At 60.9% G+C, this 25873-nt stretch carries 21 protein-coding genes; 18 read left to right on the plus strand and 3 right to left on the minus strand.

Annotation, left to right across the window (positions count from 1 at the left end; translation table 11 throughout):
• From PH551_RS08885 to PH551_RS08915, 7 genes are all read left to right on the plus strand, one after another.
• Positions 1-803: DUF4082 domain-containing protein (locus tag PH551_RS08885; RefSeq protein WP_285192710.1), on the plus strand; the 803-nt coding region annotated here is incomplete at its 5' end.
• Positions 804-904: 101 nt separating this feature from the next.
• On the plus strand, positions 905-2086 hold the full coding sequence (locus tag PH551_RS08890) for a GTP-binding protein (protein WP_285192711.1): 1182 nt from the start codon (positions 905-907) through the stop codon (positions 2084-2086).
• A 228-nt stretch (positions 2087-2314) separates the two neighbouring features.
• Positions 2315-6805, plus strand: a complete 4491-nt coding sequence (locus PH551_RS08895) for a DUF4082 domain-containing protein (RefSeq protein ID WP_285192712.1) — start codon at positions 2315-2317, stop codon at positions 6803-6805.
• Positions 6806-6853: 48 nt separating this feature from the next.
• Positions 6854-8086 carry a GTP-binding protein gene (locus tag PH551_RS08900; protein ID WP_285192713.1) on the plus strand — a complete coding sequence of 411 codons (1233 nt, stop codon included), beginning with the start codon at positions 6854-6856 and terminating at the stop codon, positions 8084-8086.
• Between the two features lie 73 nt (positions 8087-8159).
• On the plus strand, positions 8160-8465 hold the full coding sequence (locus tag PH551_RS08905; protein ID WP_285192714.1) for a hypothetical protein: 306 nt from the start codon (positions 8160-8162) through the stop codon (positions 8463-8465).
• Between the two features lie 41 nt (positions 8466-8506).
• Positions 8507-10651 carry a peptidase domain-containing ABC transporter gene (locus PH551_RS08910; RefSeq protein ID WP_285192715.1) on the plus strand — a complete coding sequence of 715 codons (2145 nt, stop codon included), beginning with the start codon at positions 8507-8509 and terminating at the stop codon, positions 10649-10651.
• Positions 10648-12111, plus strand: coding sequence for an HlyD family type I secretion periplasmic adaptor subunit (locus PH551_RS08915; RefSeq protein ID WP_285192716.1), 1464 nt, complete (start codon positions 10648-10650; stop codon positions 12109-12111). Before PH551_RS08910 ends, PH551_RS08915 begins: the two co-directional genes overlap by 4 nt.
• Before the next feature lie 135 nt (positions 12112-12246).
• Here the strand turns inward: PH551_RS08915 and PH551_RS08920 are convergent, their stop codons facing one another.
• Positions 12247-13143 carry an alpha/beta fold hydrolase gene (locus tag PH551_RS08920; protein WP_285192717.1) on the minus strand — a complete coding sequence of 299 codons (897 nt, stop codon included), beginning with the start codon at positions 13141-13143 and terminating at the stop codon, positions 12247-12249.
• Positions 13144-13271: 128 nt separating this feature from the next.
• Entirely contained in the window at positions 13272-15347 is a 2076-nt protein-coding gene (locus PH551_RS08925) for a lytic transglycosylase domain-containing protein (protein WP_285192718.1), read from the minus strand.
• A 214-nt stretch (positions 15348-15561) separates the two neighbouring features.
• Between PH551_RS08925 and dapA the strand changes: the two genes are divergently transcribed.
• The gene (gene dapA / locus PH551_RS08930) at positions 15562-16446 is read left to right on the plus strand and encodes a 4-hydroxy-tetrahydrodipicolinate synthase (protein WP_085777587.1); all 885 of its coding nucleotides are present in this window, start codon (positions 15562-15564) and stop codon (positions 16444-16446) included.
• A gap of 93 nt (positions 16447-16539) precedes the next feature.
• Positions 16540-17019, plus strand: coding sequence for an SsrA-binding protein SmpB (gene smpB, locus PH551_RS08935; protein ID WP_004675044.1), 480 nt, complete (start codon positions 16540-16542; stop codon positions 17017-17019).
• Positions 17020-17057: 38 nt separating this feature from the next.
• Here the strand turns inward: smpB and PH551_RS08940 are convergent, their stop codons facing one another.
• On the minus strand, positions 17058-17639 hold the full coding sequence (locus tag PH551_RS08940; RefSeq protein WP_085777588.1) for a LabA-like NYN domain-containing protein: 582 nt from the start codon (positions 17637-17639) through the stop codon (positions 17058-17060).
• 297 nt (positions 17640-17936) lie between these two features.
• Between PH551_RS08940 and rpoZ the strand changes: the two genes are divergently transcribed.
• From rpoZ to PH551_RS08985, 9 genes are all read left to right on the plus strand, one after another.
• Positions 17937-18341, plus strand: a complete 405-nt coding sequence (rpoZ, locus tag PH551_RS08945; protein ID WP_011424719.1) for a DNA-directed RNA polymerase subunit omega — start codon at positions 17937-17939, stop codon at positions 18339-18341.
• A 142-nt stretch (positions 18342-18483) separates the two neighbouring features.
• Positions 18484-20718 (plus strand): RelA/SpoT family protein, encoded by a 2235-nt coding sequence (locus PH551_RS08950; RefSeq protein ID WP_085777589.1) that lies wholly within the window; start codon positions 18484-18486, stop codon positions 20716-20718.
• Between the two features lie 196 nt (positions 20719-20914).
• Positions 20915-21064 (plus strand): DUF3563 family protein, encoded by a 150-nt coding sequence (locus PH551_RS08955; RefSeq protein ID WP_064706756.1) that lies wholly within the window; start codon positions 20915-20917, stop codon positions 21062-21064.
• Between the two features lie 154 nt (positions 21065-21218).
• Complete coding sequence (locus PH551_RS08960) at positions 21219-21809, plus strand: DUF2062 domain-containing protein (protein WP_285192721.1); 591 nt, start codon at positions 21219-21221, stop codon at positions 21807-21809.
• A 37-nt stretch (positions 21810-21846) separates the two neighbouring features.
• Positions 21847-22251, plus strand: coding sequence for a holo-ACP synthase (gene acpS, locus PH551_RS08965; protein WP_285192722.1), 405 nt, complete (start codon positions 21847-21849; stop codon positions 22249-22251).
• A 225-nt stretch (positions 22252-22476) separates the two neighbouring features.
• Positions 22477-23220, plus strand: a complete 744-nt coding sequence (lepB, locus tag PH551_RS08970) for a signal peptidase I (RefSeq protein ID WP_285192723.1) — start codon at positions 22477-22479, stop codon at positions 23218-23220.
• Positions 23217-23936 (plus strand): ribonuclease III, encoded by a 720-nt coding sequence (gene rnc / locus PH551_RS08975; RefSeq protein ID WP_085777592.1) that lies wholly within the window; start codon positions 23217-23219, stop codon positions 23934-23936. Before lepB ends, rnc begins: the two co-directional genes overlap by 4 nt.
• Positions 23937-23943: 7 nt before the next feature.
• A complete protein-coding gene (gene era / locus PH551_RS08980) occupies positions 23944-24885 on the plus strand; it encodes a GTPase Era (RefSeq protein ID WP_085777593.1) in 942 nt (313 codons plus the stop codon).
• Between the two features lie 145 nt (positions 24886-25030).
• Positions 25031-25783: a Crp/Fnr family transcriptional regulator gene (locus tag PH551_RS08985; RefSeq protein WP_085777594.1), complete on the plus strand. Its 753-nt coding sequence runs from the start codon at positions 25031-25033 to the stop codon at positions 25781-25783.
• Positions 25784-25873 lie beyond the last annotated feature (90 nt).

Below are 25873 nucleotides of genomic sequence, written 5' to 3' on the forward strand. Positions count from 1 at the left end.
CCATCCATGGCGCCAACGATGCGCCGGTGCTGGCCGTCCAGACGACGACCCAGAACGCCACCGTCGGCTCTGCCTTCTCCTTCACACTGCCGACGACCACCTTCACCGATGTCGACAGCGGCGACACGCTCGCTTATGCGGCAACGTCCGCCGATGGCACGGCGCTGCCTTCCTGGCTGAGCTTCAACGCCTCGACACGCACTTTCTCCGGCACGCCGACGACAACTGGCACTTACGGCATCAAGGTGACGGCAACCGATCTCGGCAGCCTTGCCGCCAACGAGACCTTCAATATCGCCGTGTCGACGGCACCGACGAGCTACAGCCTGTTCTCTGCCTCCAGCACGCCGAGCCGCACCTTCAACGATGGTCAGCAGCTCGAACTTGGCGTCAAGTTCACGTCGAACGTTGCCGGAGATGTCACCGGCATCAGGTTCTATCGCAGCGCCAATGACAACGGCCAGAATGTCGTCGACCTTTGGACCGCGACAGGCACGAAGCTTGCCACCGCCACCTTCACCACCACCACCGCGAGCGGCTGGCAGTCGGTGAACTTCACAAACCCAGTCACCATCGCCGCCAATACCACCTATGTCGCCTCCTATCACACGACAGGCGCTTACGTGGCGACCAGCAATTTCTTTACGGCCGCTGTCAGCAACGGTCCGTTGACGGCGCCGGCCAGCGGCAATGGCGTCTATGCCTATGGCGGTTCCGCCACCGCAGGTCTTTTCCCGACCAACAGCTACAATTCAACCAATTACTACGCCGACGTCGTCTTCCGGCCGCAACTGGTCGCGTGATGCAAAGGATAAGGGTAGGATCGGTTTCGAATGAGGCTGACACGACGCAAATGCGGATCGCAGAGAGGGACGCGGCCTCCGCTCCCATTCAAGCGACTGCGATGAACAAGGGCCGGCTCCCGGTGACAGTGCTCGCCGGCTTTCTCGGGGCCGGCAAGACGACGCTTCTCAGCCACGTGCTGACCAATCGTCAGGGCCTCAGGGTCGCCGTCATCGTCAACGATATGAGTGAAGTGAATATAGACGCCAGTCTCATTCGAGACGGCGGCTGCAACCTGTCGCATACGACGGAGGCATTGGTTGAACTCAGCAATGGCTGCATTTGCTGTACCCTGCGCGATGATCTCCTGACGGAAGTGCGGCGACTGGCCGAAGAGGGGCGATACGACTATCTGCTGATAGAGGGAACCGGCATTGCCGAGCCGCGCCCCATCGCTGCCACCTTTTCCTTCCGCGACGAGAATGGTGTTTCGCTCTCCGATTTTGCCAAACTTGACACGATGCTGACTGTCGTCGACGCCGCCAGCCTCTTGGCTGATTACAGCAGCGCTGATCTGCTTCGCGATCGCGGCATGCAGCGGGACGGCGAGGACCGGCGGACGCTCATCGACCTCTTGGTGGACCAGATCGAGTTTGCCGACGTCGTCGTGATCAACAAGATCTCGGACGCGACCGAGGAAATCCGCGCAGAAGTTCGCAAGACGGTGGCTGCGCTCAACCCGGATGCGCACCAGGTGGAGACGGACTTCGGCAAGGTTTCTCTTGCAACCATTCTCAGTACGGGCCTCTTCGACGAAGCAAAGGCCGCCGCTCACCCGTTATGGCACAAGGAACTGTACAGCCCGGGTGCTCATGTTCCGGAGACGGAGGAATATGGGGTATCGAGCTTTGTCTATCGCACGAGGCGTCCCTTCGACCCGACACGGTTTCGGGCATTCCTGGACGAGCCCTGGCCAGGGGTCATCCGCGCCAAAGGTCATTTCTGGCTGGCCACGCGCCCGCGTCACGTGGGTCTGATGTCGGCGGCCGGAGCGCAACGACGCTGTGAACCCATGGGGCTCTGGTGGGCGGCCGTTCCCCGGCAGGACTGGCCGAGCCACCACCAGTTTCGCCAGCATATCGAGCGCCGATGGGACAGCGCTTGGGGCGATCGTCGGCAGGAACTCGTGTTCATTGGTGTTGACATGGACGAGACAGGCGTCCGCAGCGCGTTGGACGACTGCCTGGCCAGCTCGGATCCGCGGGACTGGTCGGCTCTCGAAGATCCCTTTCCGGCCTGGTAGCGCCGGAGTTTGCCGGCTCGACCAGCCGGACCGGCAACACAAGACCGACCAGCTTCCTCTTACACAGCGTCCGCCGCTTAGCGGAAGCACCAGACGGCTCCAGAACCGGATATGCGGTGAGGATCATCATATCGGCGTATGGAGTACCACCACCATACCCAAGATTGCTGTCGTACGTTCCGCTCCGAAAGCTGGCAGGATGAAGCTATTCAATGCTGGTCGACGGGAATGGGGACGCCGCTCTTGCTGAGATTTCATGTGAGGAATCGCAAATACTTGACTGCTACCGGCGGCACGCCGTGCATCAGTCACGCAACCTCGGCCTGGGCCGCGCTGCTTGGAACTCCGACCGTCGTGTCTTCGAGCACTCAGGGTTCTTCCGACTTTGCCAATCAAGGCAGCGCAACCGTTCAATCCTCCCTCACCGGCACGGTTACATCTTCCTTGATATCATCAGGCGACATGCAGGCGTCGCCTGCATCGTCGACGCCGATGTCGGCGCCTGCCGCCGATGGCGGCGCGCAGGACACGTCCACGAAGACGGCGTCGGCTGCGACGATCTTCGACACGACCTCCTCGGCATCGCAAGACACCGTACTTGCCCCAGATCCCTACGAAGAGGCTGCTACACTGCCTGCCGCCCCCGTGCTGACGGGTATTGCCAGCGATGCCGGCACCGGAAGCGCCACGGCGACGGCGCCGGTCACTTCTTCAAGCACTCTCGACACGGCTTCGTTGCGCCTTCAGGCCTCGATAGCATCCCTCACGGTGGAGTCGAGCCAGGACGCTTCCGCCGATACGACCGCGGTCTCAGCGCTGGCCGCACCGGCGGCGGCTCCGGCTGCGGTCACGCTCAACAAGATCGCACTGGAAAACCTGAAACAGGGCAACCCGATCAGCGAGTGGGGCCTGGAGGGCGATGGCAAGGGCACCATCCAGGGCTTCGCCACCGAAATCAGCACGAATATCGGCCAGACGGTCGATTTCAAGATCGCCACCGATTCCACGCATTACCGCATCGATATCTACCGGATGGGTTATTACGGCGGGGCCGGTGCGCGCAAGGTCGACTCGATCGAGCAGCAGCTGACCACGGCGCAGATCCAGCCGCATCCGATCGTCGACATGTCGCTCGGTCTCATCGACTGCGGCAACTGGTCGGTCTCGGCGAGCTGGCAGATTCCGACCGATGCCGTCTCCGGGGTCTATTTCGCCAAGCTGGTGCGTGAGGACGGCACCGAGGATGCCAGCATCATCCCCTTCGTCGTGCGCGACGACTCCTCGCACAGCAATATCGTTTTCCAGACCTCGGACACGACGTGGCAGGCCTATAATGCCTGGGGCGGCGCCAGCCTCTATTACGGCGATGTCCCCGTCGATCCCGCTGACATGATCGGCTACTTGCCGCCGAACTGCAGCTGCGGCCTGACCGCAATCGGTCGCGCCTCGGCGATCAGCTACAACAGGCCGATCATCACCAATACGAGCCCGGTCGGCGGCTCGCACGACTTCATTTTTGGCGTCGAGCATTCAGCCATCCAGTGGCTGGAGCAGAACGGTTACGACGTCTCCTATATTTCCGGTGTCGATGCGACGCGTAGCGGTAGCCTGCTGCTGAACCATGATGCCTTCCTGTCGGTCGGCCATGACGAATACTGGTCGGCCGAGCAGCGCACCAATGTGGAGGCCGCGCGCGATGCCGGCGTGAACCTCGCCTTCTGGAGCGGCAACGAAGTCTATTGGAAGGTTCGCTGGGAAAGCAGCATCGATGGCAGCGGCCAAGCCTACCGCACCATGGTCTGCTACAAGGAGACCTACGGCACGAGCACGGACCCGAGCAATATCGGCACCGGAACCTGGCGCGATCCGCGTTACGCCGATCCGGGGCAGGAGCCGGAAAATTCGCTGACGGGGACGATGTTTCAGGTGGACGGCTACCGCCAGGATACGATCTCCATCCCCTACGACTATTCGAACCTTCGTTTCTGGCGCAATACCGATGTGGCAGAGCTGCAGCCGGGCGAGACCTACAATCTGGTGCAGAACCTGCTCGGCTATGAATGGGACTCGGATGTCGAGAATGGATTCCGTCCGGCTGGACTGATCAACCTGTCGCTCTCCTCGGTCGCGGTCAACACTTATCTGCGCGATTACGGTTCGACGGTCGGCGATGCGGTGGCGACCCACAGCCTGACCATGTACCGGGCGGCAAGCGGCGCACTCGTCTTCGGCGCCGGCACTGTCTTCTGGTCCTGGGGGCTGAACGATCAGCATCAGGGGCCGGCAACGTCAACCGATCGCAACGTGCAGCAGGCGATGGTCAACATGTTCGCGGACATGGGCATCCAGCCGACGACGCTCGATGCGAGCCTGATCCTCGCGACCCAATCGACCGACACGCTGAAGCCCACCTCGTCGATTACCTCGCCCATCGTCGGCGCAAGCTTCCTCGAAGGGCAGCATGTGACGATATCAGGAACGGCGCAGGATTTCCGCGGCGGCATCATTGCCGGCGTCGAGGTCTCCACCGATGGCGGCCAGCACTGGTTCAAGGCCACGGGCCGCGAGAACTGGAGCTATAACTGGGTCGTCCAGGCGAGCGGCACCTATACGATCCTGTCACGCGCCGTCGACGACAGCGTCAATCTGGAGGCGCCATCGGCCGGCAAGCAGGTCACCGTCACGCTGCCGGCCACGCAGGGCCTGTGGACGCTGGCGGAAAAGCCCGCGACCGAAGTAGCGGTCGATCGCGATTCAGTCGAGCTCGGCCTGCGCTTCCAAGCGACGACGGTAGGCTCGGTGGAGGGCATCCGCTTCTACAAGGGCTTCTATAACATCGGCGAACACGTCGTCAGCCTCTGGAGCAGCACCGGAACGCTGCTGGCGACCGGCGTAGCGACAGGGGAATCGCTCTCAGGGTGGCAGACGGTGATGTTCTCCAGCCCGATCCAGATCGAGGCCGGCACGACCTATGTGGCCTCCTATCACAGCAATGGCTACTACTCGCTCACGCAGAACTATTTCAACGAGCCCTATGCCAGCGGCCAACTGAAGGCCGTCGATGGCGGCGGCGTCTTCGCCTACGGCACTTCGCCCAGCACATTCCCCGGCCAGAACCCCGGCGGCAGCAATTACTGGGTGGATGTGGTCTTCGATGCCGGTCCCAACAGCCAGCCGGTCGCGACCGACGACAGCGGGCTGATCACCGGCCACAACGCAACGCTTGTTATCTCCATTGCCTCGCTCCTGGCAAACGATACCGATCCCAATGGCGATGCGATGACCATCACGGCCGTCGGCAATGCCGTCAATGGCACGGTCGCTCTCAACAAGCAGGCCGGCGCCATCACCTTCACGCCGGCCAACGATTATTCAGGACCGGCGAGCTTCAGCTATACGCTGTCGGACGGGCGCGGCGGCACGGATCAAGGCAATGTCAGCCTGACCGTCCAGACGGGTTCGGCTGGCGAGACACTGTTTATGGCAAGTGAGGGACCGACCGGCGGCAGCTTCAACGACAATACGGCGTTGGAACTCGGCATGAAGTTCGTCGCTTCCTCGACCGGCACGATCTCGGGCATCCGCTATTACAAGGCTGCCGGCGATACCAGCCTGCATACCGGCTCCATTTGGAGAGCCGACGGCACGCTCGTCGCAACGGTCACCTTCACCAACGAGTCGCTCTCCGGCTGGCAGACCGCGAACTTCGCCACGCCGCTGCAGATCACCGCGGGTGCGACCTATGTCGCCTCCTACCACACGACCGGCACCTATGTGGCGACGTCGAATTATTTCAACACGGCACATATCAATGGCTCGCTGACGGCGCTTGCAGGCAGCAATGGCGTCTACTCGGTCGGATCAAGCTCGATCTTCCCGACGTCAAGCTATCAGTCAACGAATTACTGGGTTGACGTCGTCTTCAATCAATCGACGGGCAACACGGTGCCGGTCGCCGCCAATGACAACGGCTATACGACTTATACCAATACGGCTCTGTCGATCGCCGCTGCAAATCTGCTCGCAAATGACAGCGATGCGGATGGCAACCCGCTTGTCATCACCGGCGCCAGCGGCGCGGTCAACGGTTCGGTGTCCTACGACAACCAGACGCAGACCGTCACCTTCACGCCGACGGCAGGATATACCGGGCCGGCGAGCTTCAGCTATTCCATCGCCGACGGTCAGGGCGGCACGGCATCCGCCCAGGTTGGGCTTACCGTCAACGCCCAGGGGAGCGAGCAGAACCTCTTCAGCGCCAATGAAACGCCTGCAGTCGTCTCGGTGAACGACAATCACCCGGTCAATCTCGGCATGAAATTTCAGGCGGACACGGCCGGCTGGGTCACAGGAATCCGCTTCTATAAGGGCGCCGACAATACCGGCCCGCATAACGGTTATCTCTGGACCGCCTCGGGCACGCTGCTTGCAACCGTCACCTTCAGCAACGAAACGGCAAGCGGCTGGCAGACTGCCACGCTCACCCAGCAGGTCGCGGTCGCAGCGGATACGACCTACGTCGTTTCCTACAGCACAAACGGCAATTACTCGGCGACGGGCAATTATTTCAGCACTGAGAAGACCAGCGGCGACCTCAGGGCGTTCAGCGGCGACAATGGCCTCTATGCCTATGGATCGAGCGGGTTGTTCCCGACCAGCAGTTACAACAGCACAAACTACTATGTGGACGTGGCGTTCAAACCTCAGCTCGCGGCGTAACGCCCACAAGGATGCAAGCCGACCATCGAGTAAAGAGTGAGAGTATCGATGATGCGTGCAGACAACAGATTGCCGGTTACGGTTCTCGCCGGGTTTCTCGGCGCAGGGAAGACGACTGTCCTCAATCATGTCCTGAGTAATCGGGAGGGCCGTCGGGTTGCGGTCATTGTCAACGATATGAGCGAGGTTAACATTGATGCGGATCTCGTGCGCGAGGGAGGTGCAGACCTTCTGCGCACCGATGAGACGCTGGTAGAGCTCACCAATGGATGCATCTGCTGCACGCTCCGCGAAGATCTCCTCAGCGAGGTGCGGCGGCTGGCGGCCGCCGGCCGTTTCGACTATCTGCTGATCGAGGGCACGGGGATCGCCGAGCCTCTGCCGGTAGCAGCGACATTCTCCTTCCGCGACGAGAGTGGAGCTGCCCTTTGCGACGTGGCAAGGCTCGATACCATGATCTGCGTCGTCGACGCGGTCAATCTGCTTGCCGATTACCGCAGCGACGAGTTCCTGGCCGATCGCGGCGAAAGGCGTGACGGGGACGATAAGCGCAAGCTCGTGGAACTGCTCGTCGAGCAGATCGAATTTTCTGATGTCGTCATCATCAACAAGGCGGGCGACGTGCCCAGCGCCGACCTCGCCGAAGTTCGCCGGGTCGTCGCAGCACTCAATCCGGATGCCCGCGTCATCGAAGCGGTGTTCGGCCAGGTGCCGCTCGGCGCGATTCTGGATACCGGCTTTTTCAGCGAAGCCAAGGCCGCCCGCCATCCACTCTGGCACAAGGAGCTTTACGGCTGGGGCGATCATGTGCCGGAGACCGAGGAATACGGCATAACAAGCTTCGTCTATCGCAGCCGCCGGCCCTTCGATCCGGCGCGGCTGTGCCGCATGCTCAAGCAGCCATTGCCCGGCGTCATCAGGGCGAAAGGCCATTTCTGGCTGGCGACCCGGCCGGACGAGATCGGTCTGCTTTCGATTGCCGGTACGCAATGCCGCATCGATACCAGAGGGTTCTGGTGGGCCTCGGTGCCGCGGGCGCACTGGCCGCGCCATCCGCAATTCCGCCAGTTGCTCGACCGGCATTGGGATGATGTCTGGGGCGACCGCCGCCAGGAGCTGGTCTTCATCGGCTCCGGCTTCGACGAGGGCGCCATCCGCATCGCGCTCGACGATTGCTTGACCGGCGAGGAGACGGGTTTCGATCCTCAGACCGCCGTCGGTCTTCGCGATCCGTTTCCGCCATGGCGGCACGATACGCACGCATCGAACGGAAAAATGTGAAGCGGTTTTCGGATAATCCGATGCGTCGACTCAAAGGTGAACAGGTTTTGATTATCAACCAGAGGAGAGAACAATGAACAGCGAACTTTATGCAGACGGTATCGGCGAAATCACCGTCACAGGAACGATCGTGCGCATCGACCTGATGTCGCTCTCGGCCACCGATCGGGACGCCAACAACAATCCGAAGCCGGTTTTCCGCCAGCGCATCATCATGCCTGTCGACGCCTTCGCCAATGCGGTTGATCTCATGCAGAAGGCGCTTGGCGGCTTGGTCGAGGCGGGCGCGGTCCGTCGCGTCGGTGACGTGTCGGCTGCAGCCGCCACCGATATCCAGTCGGTGCAGGGCGCTTCAAACGCCTCGCCGAATTTCAACTGACAACAGGGACAGCCTCGGTCTCGTAGTGTTTCGGGTGGGCCATGAGTGGTTTTCTGCATACCAACCTGCATTGTCTTGCGCTCGTCGCGCGTCACCACGGCGTCGACCTTTCTCCTGAGCGATTGCAGCACGATTATTGCGTCGGCAACGATCCGGTGGCGGTGCGGCAAATGCTCAGAATGGCCAAGGATGCCGGTCTGAGGGCCAGGCATCTGGCCCTCGACTGGCGAAGCCTGTTCCAACTCGGCGACGCTTTCCCGGTGCTTGCCGAACTTTCGAACGGCAACTGGGTGGTCATCGCTGGCGCTCTCGGGGAGGGCGAGGATGAGCGGATCCGCGTTCTCGACCCGCTCGCCACGCGCCCCGAAGTCATGCTGCTGAGCGAGGAGCAATTCGCCAAGGCCTGGCTCGGATCGGTGGTTCTGCTGAAGCGCAACTACCGCATGTCGGATGAGGACCGGCCCTTCGGCTTCCGCTGGTTCATCCCCGAAATCATCCGGCAGCGCAGCTTCTTCCGCGATGTGGCGCTCGCAGCCTTCGTGCTTTACGGACTGGGTTTGACGACGCCGATGTTCTTCCAGCTCGTCATCGATAAGGTGCTCGTGCATCAGAGCTATGCGACGCTGACGGTTCTGACGGTCGGCATCGCGGTGGCGCTCGTCTTCGACGCGACCTTCAGCTTCCTGCGCCGCTATCTGTTGCTCTACGCCACCAACAGGATCGACATCCGGGTGGCGACGCGCACCTTCGGCCATCTGCTCAACCTGCCGATCGCGCTCTTCGAACAGGCCTCGGCCGGTGTTCTCGTCAAGCATATGCAGCAGACGGGGCGCATCCGCGAATTCCTGACCGGCCGGCTGTTCCTGACGCTTCTCGACGGTGTTTCGCTCTTCGTCTTCGTGCCGATCCTGCTTCTCTACAGCGTCAAGCTGACGCTCGTGGTGCTGGGTTTTGCGGCGCTCGTCGGGCTTGTGGTGATGATGCTCGTCGGGCCGTTCCAGCGTCGCCTGCAGGCCCTCTATCAGGCCGAAGGCGACCGGCAGGCCCTGCTTGTCGAAACCGTGCACGGCATGCGCACGGTGAAATCACTGGCGCTGGAGCCGCGACAGCGCAAGGTTTGGGACGATTATTCGGCGCAGTCGATCTCGGTGCGTTTCCGGGTCGAAAAAATCTCCACCATCGCCCAGTCGCTGACCGGGCTTCTGGAAAAGCTGATGAGCGTGGCGATCATCGGGCTCGGCGCGCTCGATGTCTTCAGCGGTTCCATGACGATCGGCGCGCTGGTCGCCTTCAACATGCTGGCCGGCCGCGTCTCGGGGCCGCTGGTGCAGATCGTCACCATGGTGCATGAATATCAGGAAGTGGCGCTTTCCGTGCGCATGCTCGGCGAGATCATGAACCAGCGGCCGGAACAGGCCGGACGCGGCCGAGGTGTGCGGCCGCATCTGCATGGCCGCATCGAATTCGACAGGGTCACCTTCCGCTATGCTCCCGATGCGGCGCCTGCGCTCGACAATGTGTCCTTCGCCATTCCGGCGGGCTGCGTCTTCGGCGTCGTCGGCAAGAGCGGCTCGGGCAAGACGACGATCACCCGACTCATCCAGGGCCTCTATCAGAGCCAGGAGGGGCTGGTGCGCATGGATGGCTACGACAGCCGCGAAATCGATCTCGTGCATCTGAGAACCAGCATCGGCGTCGTGCTGCAGGATAATTTCCTCTTCCGCGGCACGGTGCGCGACAATATCGCTGCCGCCAAACCCGATGCCAGCATCGAGGAAATCATGGAGGTCGCCCGCGTCGCCGGCGCGGAGGAATTCATCGAGCGCCTGCCGCGCGGCTTCGACACGATGCTGGAAGAAAACGCCGCCAACCTCTCCGGCGGCCAAAGACAGCGGCTTGCCATTGCGCGCGCGCTGATCACCGATCCGAAGCTCCTGATCTTCGACGAGGCGACGAGCGCGCTTGACCCAGACAGCGAGGCGATCATCCGCGAAAATCTGAGCCGGATCGCCGCCGGGCGCACCGTCGTCATCGTGTCGCACCGGCTTTCGACGCTTGTGGATGCCGATGCCATTCTCGTCATCGATCGGGGCAAGGTCGCCGATATCGGCCGGCACGACCAGCTGGTGTCGCGCTGCATGACTTATCGCCACCTGTGGGCCCAGCAAATGAGGCAGGTCGCATGAACGCGCGTGTCACAAAATCCAGCGAGAACCTGCCAATTTCATCAGACAAGCGCGCCTCGGACCATGGCTCCTCGAATAAGGGGCCAGACGGAAGGACCGGGCTGCTCGTCGCCCGCCCGCCGCTGCCGCCTGTTATCGCGGAATTTCAGTCCGATGCCGTCGAGCTCGAGGAACGTGCTCCGCCGCGCATTGCGCGCATGACGCTCTATTGCGTGACGGCGCTGATCGCTGCGACCATCATCTGGGCGTCCGTCTCTGAGATCGACGAGGTGGTGATCGCGCCCGGCAAACTCGTCACCACGCAACCGACCATCGTCGTCCAGCCGCTGGAAACCTCGATCATCCGCACGATCGATGTGAAGGCCGGCGAGGTGGTGCGTGCCGGACAAACGCTCGCAACGCTCGACGCCACTTTCAGCCAGGCCGATGTCGACCAGCAGCAGGCGAAGTTCTCGGCACTCGACGCCCAAGTGAAGCGCATCGAGGCGGAACTTGCCGGCGATGACTACACAATGATGGCCGGATCGACGCCCGACGAGATGCTGCAGTTGCAGCTCTTCGGCCAGCGGCGGGCCTTCTACACGGCGCAGCTGCAGAATTTCGAGCAGCAGATCGCCGGCCAGTCGGCAGCGCTTGCCGCGGCCAAGAACCAGGAAGCCGTGCTCATCGACCGACGCGACACGCTCTCGCAGATCGAAGGCGCGCGCGAGCGGCTCTTTAACACGCAGAGCGGCTCGCTGATCACCATGCTCGGCTCGCGCGACGCCCGCCTCGACGTCGAGTCCGATCTGACGGCCGTGCGCGGCAAGGCCGACGAAGCCGCGCATACCTTTGCCAAGCTGAAAGCCGACCGGCAGGCCTTTATCGAGGATTTCCGCCGCGCCGCGATGGAACAACTGGTCGAGCTGCGCGGCCAGCGCGACATGGCGGATGAAGAGCTGAAGAAGATGGAGCTGCGCCGCAACATGGTGTCGCTGACAGCACCTGCCGACGCCGTCGTGCTCGACCTCGCCCAGCGCTCCATCGGCTCCGTGGTACGCGAAGCCGAACCGATCGTCACACTGGTGCCGATCAACGTGCCGCTCGAAGCCGAAGTCTCGATCAACACCCGCGACATCGGCCGCATCGCGGTGGGTAAGGAGGCCCGCATCAAGCTGGACGCCTATCCCTTCCAGAAATACGGCACCGCGTCGGGCGAGGTTCGCACCATCAGCCAGGACACGTTCATGACCGGCCAGCAGCAGGAACAGACCGCCACCCCGGGCCAGCCGGCCGCGCCGTTCTTCAAGGCTCGCATCCTGCTCGCCGATACGAGGCTGAACGTCTCGGACGTGCCGGTCAGGCTGCTGCCGGGCATGACCGTCTCCACAGAGATCAAGGTGGGCAACAGAACGGTGATCTCCTATTTCCTCTATCCGCTGCTGCGCGGCCTGGATGATGCCATCCGGGAACCGAACTGAGGGGGCCGCACACGAAGTGTGGGCGAGGGGCGTCCTACACACGCCGGGGATGGAGGTGGCGCCAGGCCTCTAGGCAGCCGCCCCCAAAAGCGTCTGTGTATCAGCGGAAGCCGCATCCGTTTGCAGATAATCAGCCTACCGGCAAGTGGCCAGAAAAGCGCGAATTGCTGCAGAGATATTGCCGAGATGGAGGAGGGGCGCATGTCCTTGCCCTCCGGCGGTATGAAGGACCAATCCGGGATGCAGTCGGGCCATTTCGTTCACTGTTTCCTGCGACAGCAGCGGTGAATTTTCACCGCGGATCAACATCAGCGGAAAGCGGCTCAGGCTTTCGAATTGTGCCCAGAGATCGGGCAGCGGCTGGCTGAAATCGATCGATCTCAGTGCCTCGGCGATCGCCGGATCGAAGTCGGCGACCGGCCTTCCGCCGACGTCGCGATATAGCGCAAGCGCCATTTCGCGCCAGTCCTCGCGCGTAAGCGCGGTAAACGAGGCGCCATGATTCACCTGTAATATATCGGCCGCCTCTTTCCAGTCGGCCGGCTTCCTGCCGCTGTTTAGGTAGTCGCGAATGAGCGCCAGCCCTCCCGCCTCGATCGCCGGTCCGATATCGTTCAGGACCACGGCTTCGAGAAGATCCGGCCGTGCCGCCGCGATCAAGTGCAGGATCAGGCCGCCACGCGACGTGCCGATGAAAACCGCCCGCTCGATGCCGAATGCCGTGCAGGCGGCAATGATGTCGCCGGTCTCGACAGCGAGATTGTAATTGGCCTTGTTCTCATCCCATGCGGAATTTCCGCGCCCGCGCGAATCGAGGGCGATCACTCTACGCGGGCCAGTTCTGTCGCGGCTGAGAAGCAGCGCAAGCGGATGAAAGTCCCGGGCATTGCGGCTCAGGCCGGGCAGGCAGATCACCGGCAGCCTTTCGGCGGCTGCGGCCCCGTCGGACCGGTAGTCGCGGGCATAAAGCGTCAGCCCATCGGAAGAATGGTAAAATCGTTCCTGGAAACCGCCTGCATCCACGTCCGGCATCGCATTCCTCGAGACCTGTCTGATCTGGAAGGTGTAGAGCATGTCTCGCAAAAGTGTGCAGCGGTTTTGCGATAAAGACATGCGGAAAAACAAAGACCAGCCTGCTTTTCAAGCCGCGCCAAACGACTTCAGGAGGCGCCGCGTCCGCCGATCAGGTCGCGCTCGATATCCGTCGACTGGCCGAGGCGGGCCTTGTAGACTTCATAATTCTCCATCACCCGCTGTACGTAATTGCGCGTCTCGGGGAAGGGGATGCGTTCGATCCAGTCGATGATTTCGTCGATCGGCCTGCCGCGTGGGTCGCCGTAGCGTCCGATCCATTCCGGCACGCGCTTCGGCCCGGCATTATAGGCGACGAAGGTGAGGATATAGGAGCCACCGAAGGCTTCGATCTGCTCGCCGAGATAATGCGCACCGAGGGTCGCATTGTAGCCCGCATCGGCCGTCAGCTTGTCCTTCGAAAAGGTGATGTTGTGGCGTTTGGCCACCGCCTGAGCTGTGCCGGGCAGAAGCTGCAGCAGGCCGCGTGCATTCGCTGCCGAAACGGCAGCCGGATTGAAAGCGCTTTCCTGCCGGGCAATGGCATAGGCGAGCGCCTTGCCGGAGCCGGAGATATTGGCATTCGGCGGGATTACGCCGACGGGAAAGGCGAGCGCGGCGACATCGATGCCTCGGCCATAGGCGATTTTGCCGACCTGCAGTGACAGATGATGATTGCCTGATTGCTCGGCCTGCGCCGCAAGGATCGCCAGTTCACCGGGACTTTGCAGCTGATCGGCGAGTGCGAGATAGAGGATGTCGGCCCGCCAACCGTGGCCGGCTGCCTCAAGCCGGGCGATTGCCTGCACGGCCTCGCGCGCCTGGAAACGCTGGCGGTCGGCTGCGCTCGGCGTGGGATAGCTGACGTTGAGCGTCTTGCGTCCAAGCCTTTCGGCAGCGAGCTGTCCATAGAAGGTGCCGGGAAAATTCGCGGCCTTGCCGTAGAATTCGCCGGAACTGCCGGGGCCGCCGGCCTCGGCTGCTCGCCCGAGCCAGTACCAGGCGCGCGACACCGAGATGGGACCGTTCGAAGTCGCCAGAATCTTGCGGAAATGCTTTTCCGCCGTTGTCGGGTCCTGCAGCCCGCGCAGCGCATACCATCCGGCATGGAATTCGGCCTCGACCATATCAGTCGGGCTGGTTGCCGCGGAGCTTGCGACGATGCGATAGGCCGGTCTGAATTGTCCCTGGTCGACGAGGCCGCGGCTGACGATCCGCTGCTCGTTCCACCATTCTCCGGAATTGACGAGTTCGCCCGGCTCGCGCGGCATCTTTTCCAGAAGCGCCGCCGCTTCGGCATATTTGTCCTGCCTGCGCAGATATTCGATGCGCGCGAACAGCAGGCCGGCATCGCCACGCCATTTCGCCTCGACGCTATTGAGCAGCGCGTCGGCATTGGCAGCTTTGGCGTCGACGGCGGCCCAGGCCTTGTAGAGGGACTGCGCCTCGCCCATGTCGCCGAAGCGCTTGGCCTGCGCCACCCGGCCACGATACATCAGATAGTCCATCCGCGCCTTGTGGTCGGCTGGCGTCAGCAGGGCGGAAAACTCGAGGAGGATCTTGTCTTCGCTCGCCTTGTCGAGCGCCTCGGTGCGCCAGACCTTGCGGATATATTTTGCTGCCTGCGCCTGCTTGCCTGTCGCAATCAGCGCCCGCCCGAGAATGATGGCGCCCTGCATCGTCTCCGGCGCGGTATCGCCGAAGGCGGCGAGCACGGCTGACGGGGCGGGGTTTTCGTCGTAGAGCGCCCGTTCGGAATAGGCGCGCAGCCTGGAAAGGCCAGGCCATCCCTTGAGCTCCTGCGCAGCACTGGCGATTTGATAGGAGGGAACACCCTTCAAGCCGGAGACGGCGATCGCCCAGGTGAGGATATGGCGATCGAGCGTATCCTCGCGCATGCTGTCGCGGATTGACAGAGCCAGTTGCGGGTTCCTGGCAGAAAGCGCGTCGAGTCCGGCTTTCAGATCATTGGCGACCGGCGCGACGGCCTGATTGCGCGGGATGGCGCCGGTTGTCAGCGCTTCCGGTATGGAGGTCTCTGGGACGAAGCCGATCGGCTTGACTTCAGGCGTCGGAATGCTTTCGCCGGGAAGCGGGGACGCAACGCTGCCCCACGCGGCGGCAACGAAGCCGAAGGCGGTCAGAATCAGGACAGCTTTCTTCATCCGGGATCTCGCAACGGAAAACACGCCCTGTTCATTTGGCTGGAGGCTTCTTAACGAAACCTTACCGTACCAGGTAAAATTCATTCACATCTGCTATCGGAATTTGCCCTAAACCGAACTCTCCGCGCTTGTCGCGATGATTTCAGCGCTTTATGGTGCGCAAAATATTCATGGAATGCGGCCGAAGCAAGGATTTGGTCGTGAGGAGCTTTGCATGTTCAATGGGTCCATTCCCGCCCTCGTCACCCCCTTCACCGATGCCGGACTGATCGACGAAGCGAGCTTCGCTGCCCATGTCGACTGGCAGATCAAGGAAGGCAGCAGCGGTCTCGTTCCGGTGGGAACGACCGGCGAATCGCCGACGCTGTCGCATGCCGAGCACAAGCAGGTCGTGGAACTCTGCATCGAAGTGGCGGCAAAACGCGTTCCGGTCATGGCCGGCGCCGGTTCGAACAATACGCGTGAGGCGGTCGAACTCGCCCAGCACGCCGAGAAGGTCGGCGCCGACGCCGTGCTCGTCGTCACGCCCTATTACAATAAGCCGACGCAGAAGGGGCTGATTGCGCATTTTTCTGCGATTGCCGAGGCCGTTGCCCTGCCGATCTATATCTACAATATTCCGGGCCGTTCGGTGATCGATATGACGCCCGAAACGATGGGTGCTCTTGTCAAGGCACATAGCAATATCGTCGGCGTCAAGGACGCGACGGGCAAGATCGAGCGTGTTTCCGAGCAGCGCATCACCTGCGGCAAGGATTTCAGGCAATTGTCCGGCGAGGACGCGACAGCCCTCGGTTTCAACGCCCATGGCGGCGTCGGCTGCATCTCGGTGACGGCCAATGTCGCCCCGCGCCTCTGCGCCGATTTTCAGGCCGCGACGTTGGCCGGTGAATACGCCCGCGCGCTCGAATATCAGGACCGCCTGATGCCGCTGCACAAGGCAATTTTCCTTGAGCCGGGTCTCTGCGGCGCCAAATACGGTCTCTCCAAGCTCGGCCGCATGAGCCGTAACGTCCGCTCGCCGCTGCTTTCGACGCTGGAGCCGGCAACCGAAGCAGCGATCGATGCCGCCATGCGTCATGCAGGATTGCTGAACTGAGGAGACTGGCCGCCTTCACAAGGCCGGCTCGTTCCCTTACATAAGGGTAAGCAATGAGGGCGCGGTTTTTCGCGCCCCGAAGGGAATATCGTCATGGCCCCCAAAGGCAGCCAGCGCGTGGTGAACAAGGTCGTGGCCGAAAACCGCAAGGCCCGTTTCAACTACGAGATCATCGATACTTATGAGGCAGGTCTGGTGCTGAAGGGCACGGAGGTCAAGTCGTTGCGCGAAGGCAAGGCCAATATCGCCGAATCCTACGCATCGGATGAGGACGGCGAGATCTGGCTAATCAATTCCTACCTGCCGGAATATCTGCAGGCGAACCGTTTCAATCACGAGCCGCGCCGGCGCCGCAAGCTGCTGCTGTCGGGCCGTGAAATCCATCGCCTGCGCTCCGCCGTCAACCGCGAAGGCATGACGCTGGTCCCGCTGAAGATCTATTTCAACGATCGGGGTCGGGCGAAGATGGAGCTGGCGCTCGCCAAGGGCAAAAAATTGCACGATAAGCGCGAATCCGAGAAGGAGCGCGACTGGAACCGGCAGAAGAGCCGCTTATTGAAGGATAACGGCTAACCCATCACGCCGCAGCCGATCGGCTCGCGACGCTTCGATTAGTCCCCGAAATCGCTGGCTGGGGCGACTTCGACCGGGCGCGGCGCCCGTTCCGCGGGATCGCGACCGATCTCAGCCTTGAGCGACAAGAGATCAATGAAATGATCGGCCTGTCGGCGCAGGTCGTCGGCGATCATCGGCGGCTGCGTCGCCATGGTCGAGATCACCGAGACTTTGCGACCTCTGCGTTGCAGCGCTTCGACGAGGTTCGTGAAGTCGCCGTCGCCGGAGAAGATGACGAGATGGTCGACGGTTTCCGACTGCTCCATGGCGTCGATCGCCAGCTCGATGTCCATGTTGCCCTTGATCTTCCGCCGGCCCATGGAGTCGGTGAATTCCTTGGCGGGCTTGGTGACGACTTTGTAGCCGTTATAGTCGAGCCAGTCGATCAGAGGACGGATCGATGAATATTCCTGGTCCTCGATCAACGCCGTATAATAGTAGGCGCGCAGGAGATAGCCGCGTTTCTGGAATGCCTTCAAGAGCTTGCGGTAATCTATGTCGAAACCGAGGCTCTTGGATGCAGCGTAGAGGTTGGCGCCGTCAATGAAGAGTGCAATTTTTTCGCGTGGGTCAAACATCGCTTACCAATTCCAATGAGAGAAATCGAAATTCGCAGGGCATCAAATTGCAATAAATACAAGGGCTTATTGTGATCCTTGATCTGATGCTTACTTTACCATCTATTCATATAAGAGAGATTTAGGGCACGATTCCGCATATTCCAAGCAACCTTTGGTAGAATTGTCACATTTCCATGGAAATTTAGCTCGGCACCGGATAAAGACGAGGGGAGCCGGAACGAAAAACTTGTATTTGCCCGGTTTTAATTGTATCGGGCGTGCTAATCCCGAAATGACGACCGTAAAGGACAGGCAATGGCCCGTGTCACAGTTGAAGATTGCATCGACAAGGTGGAGAACCGCTTCGAGCTGGTTCTGCTCGCCAGCCACCGCGCCCGGCTGATTTCCCAGGGTGCCTCGATCACCATCGATCGCGACAACGACAAGAATCCTGTCGTGGCGCTGCGCGAAATCGCCGACGAGACGCTTTCCCCCGATGATCTCAAGGAAGATCTGATCCATTCGCTGCAGAAGCATGTCGAAGTCGACGAGCCCGAGCCCGATCCGGCCAGCATGATCGCCGCCGGCGGCGCTGCTGCCGCCGATAGCGAGGAGCAGGATGACCTGCCGGAGACGATCACTTTCGACCAGATGTCGGAAGAAGAGCTGCTTGCCGGTATCGAGGGCCTCGTGCCGCCGGAAAAGAGCGACGATTATTAAGCGTCTCGACCGGATCTGAACCGGAAAAGAGCGACGATTACCAATCGTCAATCTTGCGCCTTTATTGCTTAGGCATATTATTGCCCATGTGTGCGCCAATCGTTGATTGGCGCGCTTTTATTTTTGTCGGAGTGGCTTTGGAATGATGCGGCAGTACGAGCTCGTGGAGCGGGTTCAGCAATACAAGCCCGATGCCAATGAAGCACTGCTGAACAAGGCCTATGTTTACGCCATGCAGAAACATGGCCAGCAGAAACGCGCGAGCGGCGACCCGTATATTTCCCATCCGCTCGAGGTCGCTGCCATCCTGACCGATATGCATCTCGATGAATCGACGATCGCGGTCGCCCTTCTGCACGACACGATCGAGGATACGACGGCGACGCGCGCCGAAATCGACGAACTCTTCGGTGAGGACATCGGCCGCCTGGTCGAGGGGCTGACGAAGATCAAGAAGCTCGATCTCGTCACCAAGAAGGCCAAGCAGGCGGAGAACCTGCGCAAGCTGCTGCTCGCCATATCAGATGACGTGCGGGTGCTGCTCGTCAAGCTCGCCGACCGCCTGCACAATATGCGTACCCTCGATCACATGTCGGCCGACAAGCGTGCCCGCATCTCCGAGGAGACGATGGAAATCTATGCGCCGCTCGCCGGCCGCATGGGCATGCAGGATATGCGCGAGGAACTCGAGGAGCTTTCCTTCCGGCACATGAACCCGGAGGCCTACGAAACCGTCACGAAAAGGCTGGAAGAGCTCTCCAAGCGCAACGAAGGCATCGTCAAGAAGATCGAGGCCGAATTGCGCGACCTGCTGGTCGCAAGCGGCCTGACGAGCGCCTATGTCAAGGGCCGGCAGAAGAAGCCCTATTCGGTCTTTCGCAAAATGCAGTCGAAGTCGCTCTCCTTCGAACAGCTTTCCGATGTCTACGGCTTCCGTCTGATCGTCGAGGACATTCCATCCTGTTACCGGGCGCTCGGCATCGTCCATACGCGCTGGCGCGTCGTGCCAGGCCGGTTCAAGGATTATATCTCGACGCCGAAGCAGAACGATTACCGTTCGCTCCACACCACCATCGTCGGCCCCTCCAGCCAGCGCATCGAGTTGCAGATCCGCACGAAGCGCATGCACGAAATCGCCGAGTTCGGCATCGCCGCCCACACGCTCTACAAGGATGGCGCCACCAATGCCGATGGCGACATTCTTTCGCGCGAATCCAATGCCTATTCCTGGCTGCGCCATACGATCGAGGCGCTCGCCGAAGGTGACAGCCCGGAGGAATTCCTTGAGCACACCAAGCTCGAACTCTTTCAGGATCAGGTCTTCTGCTTCACGCCGAAGGGCAAGCTGATTGCCCTGCCGCGTGGTGCCACCCCGATCGATTTCGCCTATGCGGTGCACACCAATATCGGCGACACGACGGTGGGCGCCAAGATCAACGGCCGCATCATGCCGCTGGTGACGCGGCTGGCGAATGGCGACGAAGTCGAGATTATCCGCTCCGGCGTGCAGGTTCCGCCGGCGGCGTGGGAAGAAATCGTCGTCACCGGCAAGGCGCGGGCTGCCATCCGCCGCGCCACCCGCATGGCGATCCGCAAGCAATATGCAGGCCTCGGCCACCGCATTCTCGAGCGCACCTTCAACCGGGCCGGCAAGATTTTCTCGCGCGAGGCGATGAAGCCGGCACTGCACCGTCTGGGCCAGAAAGATGTCGAGGATGCAATCGCCGCCGTCGGTCGCGGCGAGATGTCCTCGCTCGACGTGCTGCGCGCCGTCTATCCTGATCACCAGGACGAGCGCGTCACCGTCAAGCCTTCCGGCGATGACGGCTGGTTCAACGTCCGCAGCGCTGCGGGCATGATCTTCAAGATTCCCGGAAAGGCTAAAACAGGGGCCGAAGGCGGCCATTCGGAACTCGATGCCGATGTCGATGTCGGCCCGATCCGCGGCCTGTCCGGCAATGTCGACGTCAAGTTCGCCTCGACCGGCGCCGTGCCCGGCGACCGCATCGTCGGCATCATGGATCAGAGCAAGGGCATTACCATTTATCCGATCCAGTCGCCGAGCCTGCAGCGTTTCGACGATCAACCCGATCGCTGGATCGACGTGCGCTGGGATCTCGACGAGGCCAACAAGTCGCGTTTCATGGCGCGTATCATGGTGAATGCATTGAATGAGCCCGGCACGCTTGCCAAGGTCGCCCAGACCGTGGCCGGGCTCGACGTCAATATTCGCATGCTGAACACGGTGCGCGTGGCTGCCGATTTCACCGAGATGATGCTCGAAGTCGAGGTGTGGGACCTGCGGCAGCTCAACCAATTGCTCGCCCAGATGAAGGACCTGGATTGCATCGCCACGGTCCGGCGGCTCTATGAGTAGGCTTTTGTTAGGCCTGCCATGGAGCTGATCGACCAAAATGCACATTTTATGATCGGTCTGTACTCGCGACGGCGCAGCAATAAGGCAAGGAATGCGTTGAGCGCATAGCTGTGTCCATGTTGCGGCGGTGGTAATTAACCTTTGCCGGGACTATCTTCTCGTCATCGAAAACGTAAACAGAAGATGAGACAAGGTAATGTTTGATCCTATCAGGAAAATCGCTCGCGCCTTTCGCGCGCCGACCACGCAGGAACGTGAAATGGCCTATCTGAACGGCTCGCTGGATCGTATCGATCTCGAGTTTCGTCAGCGTCAGGTCGATCGCGGTCTGTTCCGCAATCGCTGACACCGCCTTTATACTTTGTCGAGTGAGGGACGTTACGGTAATGAGCGCCCCTCGGCATGAAGATGCTCCTTTGCAAGAAAGATAAGGGGGCGGTTTCGGGCGGTACCATTTGCCGCTCTTGTCATGGTCCGGTGCACTGCACTAAATAGCGGCCATGTTGTTTCGCCGTCGCAAGCCTGCGGGTTTCAAGGAAAAGATGCGGGAGCTTCTATGGCCCCGAAAAGGTTTCCTTCGCCCGATCCGTTACCTGACAATGCGCATTCTGCGCCTGAGCGCTTCGCCGCATGCGGTTGCGGCCGGTGTTGCCGCCGGCGTCTTTGTCTCATGGACGCCGTTCATTGGCGTGCATTTCGTCATGGCTTTCGTCATCACCTATTTCCTCTCCGGCAATATGGTGGCCGCGGCTCTCGGCTGCGCGGCCTTCGGCAATCCGCTGACCTATCCTTTCATCTGGGGTATCACCTGGGAAATCGGCCATCTGCTGCTCAGCCGTGAGGATCATCTGGCCGGTCAGGCGGTGGATCTCGCCGCGCTCTTTCACAAGCTGAACTTCACCGAATTGTGGAAGCCCGTGCTGGAGCCGATGTTGATCGGCGCCATCCCACCGGGAATCGTAACCGCCGTTGCGCTCTATGCGCTGACGTTCTACACCGTCAAAGGTTTTCAGGCCCGCCGCCGCACGCGACTGATGGAGCGGGCACGTCTGCGCCTGGCGGGTGCGGCCAGCGACATGCCGAGCGTATGAACCGGTACAGAATTCTTGAGCGACGGAAGGTTCCGGCATGATCATCGGCATTGGCAGCGATCTGATCGACATTCGTCGTGTCGAGAAATCAATCGAGCGCTTCGGCGAGCGCTTCACTCATCGCTGCTTCACCGAGATCGAGCGCGCCCGTTCCGACCGCCGGGCAAACCGCGCCGCATCCTATGCCAAGCGTTTCGCCGCCAAGGAGGCCTGTTCGAAGGCGCTCGGCACCGGCATAGCCCAGGGCGTCTTCTGGAAGGACATGGGCGTCGTCAACCTGCCGAGCGGCAAGCCGACCATGCAACTGACCGGTACCGCCGCCGCGCTCCTGGAAGCGATGCTGCCCGCGGGCCATAGACCCGCCATTCATTTGACAATAACCGATGATTATCCCTTGGCGCAGGCCTTCGTTATCATCGAGGCATTGCCCGAAAGGCCATGATGGCGACCCCGGAGAGCGTTTCAACGGGACCCCGGGAGCGTTTGGTAGCGACCGCAGAAGCGTTTCAACGCGACCCCAGGGGTGTTTGATCGCGACCACGGAAGCGTTTCAACGCGACCTCTCGTCGCTTTTCATGTTGTCGCCATTGCCGCAACCGGCCGAAGCCGCTAGAGAGAACGGCAGAAAGAATTGCGCCTTTACGGCGTCTTGAAGGAATAAGACTGCGTGTCCGAAAAAGTCGATACCAAGCCGAACGCCCTCTGGGAAAACATCAAGGTCATCATTCAGGCGCTGATTTTGGCGATGGTGATCAGAACCGTGCTGTTCCAGCCCTTTACCATTCCGTCCGGTTCAATGATGCCGACGCTGCTCGTCGGCGATTATATCTTCGTCAATAAGTTCGCTTACGGCTATTCGAAGTATTCGCTGCCCTTCTCGCCTGATCTCTTCAGCGGCCGCATCTTCGGCTCCGATCCGAAGCGCGGCGATATCGTCGTCTTCCGCTTCCCGCCGAATCCCGATGTCGATTATATCAAGCGCTGCATCGGCCTGCCCGGCGACCATATCCAGGTCACCGACGGCGTCCTCTACGTCAACGGCAAGCCGGTTCCGAAGGTGGCGGATGGCAGCTTCACCTCGGACTACAAGCTCGATCCGGGCGAGGACGTACCGGTCTTCCGCGAAACCCTTGATAACGGCAAGACTTACGACACGCTCGACCAGTCGCGGGTCTCGCGCGGCGACAACACCCGTGAGTTCATCGTGCCTGAAGGCCATTATTTCATGATGGGCGACAACCGCGACAACTCGCTCGACAGCCGCTTCGACGTCGGCTTCGTGCCGGCTGAAAATCTTGTCGGTCGCGCCAGCGTCATCTTCTTCTCGCTCGGCAACGACACGTCTTTCCGCGAAATCTGGAAGTGGCCGACCAACATGCGCTGGGACCGCCTTTTCAAGGTCGTTGAATGAGTAAGGCGCAGACGCTTTCTGCGGCGGACCGCGCAAAGCTCGAAAGCCTGATCGGCCATGACTTCGCCGAAAAGGCACGCCTGGACCGGGCACTGACCCATGCCAGCGCCCGTACCGAAAAGGGCGGCAACTACGAACGGCTGGAGTTTCTCGGCGACAGGGTCCTCGGGCTCTGCATCGCCGAGCTTCTGTTCCGCACCTTCGGCACGGCCGGGGAAGGCGAGCTCTCGGTTCGCCTCAACCAGCTCGTCAGCGCCGAAACCTGTGCAGCGGTCGCCGACGAACTCAATCTCCACCTTTATATCCGCACCGGCGCCGATGTGAAGAAATTGACCGGCAAGCGCATGATGAATGTGCGCGCCGATGTCGTCGAGAGCCTGATCGCCGCGATCTATCTCGATGGCGGTCTCGAAGTCGCCCGCCGGTTCATCCTGCGCTATTGGCAGGGCAGGGCGGTCAGGGCCGACGGCGCCAAGCGCGACGCCAAGACCGAGCTGCAGGAATGGTCACACGCGAAATTCGGCGTCACACCGATCTATCGGGTTGATGAACGCAGCGGACCGGATCATGATCCGCGCTTCAAGGTGACGGTAGAAGTTGCTGGCATAAAGCCGGAAACCGGCGTAGAGCGGTCGAAGCGTGCCGCCGAACAGGTTGCGGCGACCAAGATGCTCGAGCGTGAAGGCATTTGGCAGCAATCGTCTGCCGGAAACTGACGGGACAATGACACAAGAAGAAGATATCGCGGCCGAAGCTGCCGTAGAAGCCAATGGTCCGACACATTCGGGTTTCGTTGCGCTGATCGGCCCGACTAATGCCGGCAAGTCGACGCTGGTGAACCGCCTCGTCGGCGCCAAGGTGTCGATCGTCAGTCACAAGGTGCAGACGACGCGCGCGATCGTCCGCGGCATTGCCATTCATGACAATGCCCAGATCGTCTTCATGGATACGCCCGGCATCTTCAAGCCGCGCCGTCGGCTCGACCGAGCCATGGTGACTTCTGCCTGGGGCGGCGCCAAGGATGCCGATCTGATCATGCTGCTGATCGACAGCGAGCGCGGTTTGCGCGGCGACGCCGAAGCCATCCTCGAGGGCCTGAAAGAAGTCCAGCAGCCGAAGATCCTGGTGCTCAACAAGATCGACCGCGTCAACCGCGAGGATCTGCTGGCGCTGGCCGCCGCCGCCAATGAGAAGATTGCTTTCGATCGCACTTTCATGATCTCGGCCGAAACCGGTTCCGGTTGCGACGATGTCATGGACTATCTGGCCACCACCTTGCCGGAGGGGCCGTGGTACTATCCGGAAGACCAGATCTCCGATCTCCCCATGCGTCAGCTCGCCGCGGAGATTACCCGCGAAAAGCTGTTCCTGCGCCTGCACCAGGAGCTTCCCTATTCCTCGCATGTCGAAACGGAAAAGTGGGAAGAGCGTAAGGATGGCTCGGTTCGGATCGAGCAGGTGATCTATGTCGAGCGTGATAGCCAGAAGAAGATCGCCCTCGGCAAAGGTGGCGAAACCATCAAGGCGATCTCGACCGCCTCCCGCAAGGAATTGTCGGAAATATTAGAGCAGCCGGTCCATCTCTTCCTCTTCGTCAAGGTCCGCGAGAACTGGGGCGATGACCCCGAGCGCTTCCGCGAAATGGGCCTCGAATTCCCTAAATAAGGACGGCAACGATTTTATCGAGAAGCCTCCAGCCCCTTGTTTCTTAGGAAAAAATCCGTCTCGTTGCGGAACGAATCCGAGCTTTGCGCATTCCTCGGTCAACGGCGGCCAGACGGGCCGTCGTTTGCGCGACCGCGGGGCAGGCATGGCGACGTCGAGACGCATCCATTCATTCAAGACCCCTTGCGAATTATGTCCATTGCGGCCTCTGCCGCATTTCAGGGAGTTCAGCCGAGACGAGCTGGAATTCGTTTCACGTTTCAAACGCGGCGAGCTTGCCGTCGATGCCGGCTCCACCATTCTTGTCGAAGGCGCCCACAGCGCTCATCTTTTCACCGTGCTGTCCGGTTGGGGCTTCCGCTACAAGATGCTGGAGGACGGGCGCCGCCAGATTCTGAATTACATCATGCCGGGCGACCTGATCGGTCTTCAGGGAACGATCGCCGGCGAAATGCAGCATTCCATCGAAGCGCTGTCGCCCGTTTCCCTTTGCGTCTTCGAGCGCGACCGGCTGATGACGCTCTACAACAAACATCCTTCGCTCGCCTTCGACATCACGTGGATTGCCGCGCGCGAAGAACGAATATTGGATGAGCATCTCCTCTCCATCGGCCGTCGCACTGCATTGGAAAGAGCGGCCTATCTGATCGCTTTCTTGTATGAGCGCGGCAGGAAGCTCGATCTCTTCAACGGCCGCAAATTCATCCCCATCACTCAACAGCACATCGCCGACACTCTCGGTCTTTCCATCGTTCACACCAACAAGACGCTGAGAAAGCTTGGAGAACGCGGTTTGATCCGCTGGCAGGAACGCGGCTGCGAAGTTCAAAACGGTGAGGAGTTAATGGCGATCGCCGGTTGGGAAGGACTTGGGGAGGGCAAGCGTCCCTTCATTTAGCCCGATGGCCTATGTCTTTTTTAAATGCAGTTAAGCTTTTCGGAAAATAAGGTCGGTCGTCATCTTTCCTCCGATTTTGATTCTTATCGA

The organism is Rhizobium atlanticum (assembly GCF_030182485.1).
Classification (GTDB): Bacteria; Pseudomonadota; Alphaproteobacteria; order Rhizobiales; family Rhizobiaceae; genus Rhizobium.